The organism is Neisseria sp. P0001.S005, assembly GCF_051963715.1.
On record NZ_JBQCTZ010000269.1, the window covers coordinates 1 to 3,869 of the forward strand.

Genomic DNA, 3,869 nt, shown 5'->3' on the forward strand with positions numbered 1-3,869 from the left:
ATCCTGCCAAGGCTCGGTTTGCAGCCTTAAATTGCCAAGATGGTATGCCTCGCTCAACGTCTGGCAGATTTTATCCAGTCGCTCTTTATTGGCAGTCGCTTTGGCCTCATCCGTCAACGACAGCATGATTAAACCTGCTTCCGCATCATAACTTGTCCATGCCGCATTTTGTGCCAACATCTGCGCCGCGCCTAATTTACGGGCGAAGCGTTCGATAATGCTGTGCCAATTCTCAGTTTTAAACTCAGGCAAAGGAGCGAACTGAAGCTCTTCTTCATCCCCCTCCTCTTCTTCAGTCTCAGCAGACTCAACCGGCTGCGGTACTTCCATCACATCAGCACCGTGTGAATCTTCATATGTATATGCTTCATCAAAATACGGAGGTGGAATTTCCTCATTCATGTGCGGATATTCTTCCGGCTCAGGGGCCGTCTGAACTTTTGCAACAGGCAATGTCTCCGCAGTTTCTTGTATCTGCGCCGTTTTTGTTTGAGGCGTTTCGTCCGATACTTGGCTCGGCATTTCCTCCCAAGGTGGTACATCCGCCTGTTGTTGAGCAGACTGAATAGTTTCTTCAGACGGCCTTTCAACGGTATCCTGTTTGCTTAGAACAGCTTCTTTCTCAACCGCCGGTGCTGCTATCGGCTCAGATTTCGGCAGCTGAAAAGGCTTTTTTTCGGCCTCAGCTTTCTGATGATCGGAATGCAAATCCGTGTGTTCAATCTGACTTTGCGTATCACAACCCGAAGCGGCCAACGGCGCAAATGCAAGCATGCGCAAAAGCGTCATAACAAAACCGGCATACTCGTCCGGAGCCAGCGGCAAATCCTGTTTGCCATGAATAGCACATTGATAATAAAGCTGAATCTGCTCGCCACTAAAAGCCTGACTTAATCGCAGCAAAGTTTCACGTTCAGGGTCGTCATTCGCTAAGGCGGAAGGAATGGTTTGAATCAAAGCCAAACGTTGCAACAGCATGGCCAATTCTGCCAATGCGCTGTCAAAACCAATCGCTCTGGCAGACATTTCCTGAGCTTTTTCCAGCAAGGCCTCACCGTTTTGATTGATGATTCCTTCAAGCAATTCAAACAAGTATTGTTTATCGACCGCTCCGATCATTTGGCGGACATCTTGTTCGGCCACTTTACCCGACCCCATGGCAATCGCCTGATCCAAAAGGCTCAACGCATCGCGCATCGAGCCGGCGGCGGCACGTCCTAAAAGCTGCAAAGCCTGCGGCTGATAAGGAACGTTTTCACGATCCAAGACATGTGCCAAATGCTCGGCAACCTGCTGGGTTGTCATGTTGCGCAAAACAAACTGCAGACAACGGCTCAATACGGTAATGGGGACTTTGTGCGGATCGGTGGTCGCCAAAATAAATTTAACGTGCTCAGGCGGCTCTTCCAAAGTCTTCAGCATGGCATTGAACGCGCTTTTGGAAAGCATATGCACTTCGTCGATGATATAGACTTTGTATTTACCCGCAGTAGGCGCATATTGTGCGTTTTCCAACACTTCACGGATATTGTCGATACCGGTATTCGATGCCGCGTCAATTTCCAATAAATCCACATAACGGCCGCTGTCGATTTGCGTACAGCTTTCACACTGACCGCATGGTTCGCCATGCACGGCATTTTCGCAGTTCAAGCTCTTGGCCAAAATCCTGGCAATCGTGGTCTTGCCCACACCGCGCGTCCCTGTCAGCAGATAGGCATGGTGCAGACGGCCTTCGTCCAGCGCGTTGCGCAGGGCTTTGACGACGTGTTCCTGACCGACCAAATCGGCAAAGGTTTTCGGACGCCATTTTCGTGCAAGAACTTGATAAGCCATGTTGTTTCTCTACGGGAAATAAATAGGAAGGCCGTCTGAAAAGAATTATCCGCTCTTCAGACGGCCTCAGAAAATGGCATATATTCTAGCATTTTTTTGATTTTTATTAAGGATTTTCTATCAAGCTGGCAGCGACAGCATGTCATCGCAATGTTAGAATGCTACACAAATAATAACCAAGTTAAAGCTAAAATCATTATGTCTGAAATCATACTACGCAACCAATCAGCCACCATACAAGTCAACACAAGGGGCGGATATATTGATTCCCTGATTTTAAAAGGGCGGGAGATCTTGTTTCCGAAAACCATCGTTCAAGTCGCCAATGACACAAAATTACGCAGCGGCATGCATGTCTGCTTGCCCCAATTCGGACCGGACAGCAAAAATCATCTGGCCCAACATGGTTTCGGCAGAACTTCAGACTGGGAAATCCGCCATCAAAATGAATCGGATATCGGCTTGAAATTAATCAGCACAGAAAAAGGCTATGAACACGTCGAATGGTTGCTCGATTACAGTCTGCCTCACGAAAATGAAGCCATCGCCATCCTAACCGTCTGCAATTACGGCGAATCGCCCGTCCGCACATCCCCAGGATTCCACCCCTACTTTACCGCCGCCGGCACACAATTTGATTTCAACGGTGCGCCATACGATGTCGACTATATCTCCCATACCGAATTTGTTTCCTCCAATCAAGATGCACACGTTGCATTTGACGGCTTGAAACTGGATATCCGCACCCACAATCTGCCTGTGTATGCCCTCTGGAGCGATCGAAACGGCCAATATACTTGTGCAGAGCCAACCGCAGAAGGCAATGCATTTTTATCCCCTCCACGAGGCGGACAGTTTGTTTCAGGGCACAGCAAAAAACGTTACGCCATGAAAATCAGACTGATGGCTTAAAATGTTCTGCAAAGTCATAAATACTTAAAAACCACCCCAAAGGGTGGTTTTCTTATGGCTTACAGGCCATTGTTATTGATTGCATTTGCAATATCGCGCACCGCTGTTACATACATGCGGCTGTGGTTGTATTGCCATACTGTGTAGAAGTTATTCAGGCCCAAATAGTATTCAAATACGCCCGGGCTGGTTTCCAAAGCATACAATACAGCCTTTTCATTATCCGCAACAGCAGCTTGAGGCACGACACCCAAGGCTTTGAAATCTGCGACAGTGCGTGTCAAAGCTGTTTTCTCATCGATAATCGCCTGCAAGTGCGGAGTAATCGTCAGACTTACCGGCACAACCATCTTGCCGCCTGTCTGCCAGCCATGCTGTTTCATATAATTGGCGACAGAAGCTGCCACATCGCCGACATTATTCCAAATATCGCGATGACCATCACCATCATAGTCTACCGCCCATTTACGGTAGCTTGAAGGCATAAATTGCGGCATACCCATTGCACCGGCATAGCTGCCTTTGAAGTCAAAGACATTTTCTTTTTCTTCTTTTGCCATCTGCAAAAGTTCGCTCAACTCGTTTTGGAAGAACTCGGCACGGCGTGGATAATCAAAGGCCAATGTACTCAAGGCATCGGCAACGCGGAAGCTGCCCGTATTTTTGCCGTAATTGGTTTCGATACCGAGAATCGCCACAATCAATTCGGCAGGTACGCCGTATTTGCGTGCCACATCATCGATTACGGCACGGTTTGCCGCATAGAATTGTCTACCACCATTAAATTTGACCGCACCAGAGTTACCGGTGCGGAATTCATACCAAGGACGCGAAGTGCTTGGGCGGTACATAATGGTAATAATGTTGCCTTTATACACCACGCCATTAAAGAAATTGCGCAATTCTTGCGCACTGAAACGGCGGTTTTTCACTTCATATTGGATAAACTGCTGAACATTGACATTCTCATTGAAACCGCTGCTGGCAACAGATTCAGCCGCAGCATCAAATACAGGGCGTTTTGCAGAAGAAACAGGCTCAACCGGTTTTGCCGTATCAACAGCAGGCTTTTGCGGGGTACTACATGAAGCCAGAGCCAAAGCAGCCAGACCCATCCCAAA

3 protein-coding genes are annotated in these 3,869 nt (G+C 48.0%); 1 reads left to right on the forward strand and 2 read right to left on the reverse strand.

All coding sequences use genetic code 11. The annotated features are described in order from the left end of the window. The coding region (dnaX, locus tag ACTHSP_RS18580) for a DNA polymerase III subunit gamma/tau (protein WP_440346640.1) at nucleotides 1-1,836 on the reverse strand (1,836 nt) is incomplete at its 3' end. A 198-nt stretch (nucleotides 1,837-2,034) separates the two neighbouring features. Between dnaX and ACTHSP_RS18585 the strand changes: the two genes are divergently transcribed. After that, nucleotides 2,035-2,748, forward strand: coding sequence for an aldose epimerase family protein (locus ACTHSP_RS18585; protein WP_440346641.1), 714 nt, complete (start codon nucleotides 2,035-2,037; stop codon nucleotides 2,746-2,748). 59 nt (nucleotides 2,749-2,807) lie between these two features. On the opposite strand, the gene mltB is transcribed toward ACTHSP_RS18585, so the two are convergent. Then, complete coding sequence (gene mltB, locus ACTHSP_RS18590) at nucleotides 2,808-3,863, reverse strand: lytic murein transglycosylase B (RefSeq protein WP_440346642.1); 1,056 nt, start codon at nucleotides 3,861-3,863, stop codon at nucleotides 2,808-2,810. Between the last annotated feature and the right edge of the window lie 6 nt (nucleotides 3,864-3,869).

What these genes read in the sequence shown, in the direction of transcription:
- ACTHSP_RS18585 (WP_440346641.1), top strand. Translation starts at nt 2,035, where the DNA reads ATGTCTGAAATCATACTACGCAACCAATCAGCCACCATACAAGTCAAC.
- mltB (WP_440346642.1), bottom strand. Translation starts at nt 3,863, where the DNA reads ATGGGTCTGGCTGCTTTGGCTCTGGCTTCATGTAGTACCCCGCAAAAG.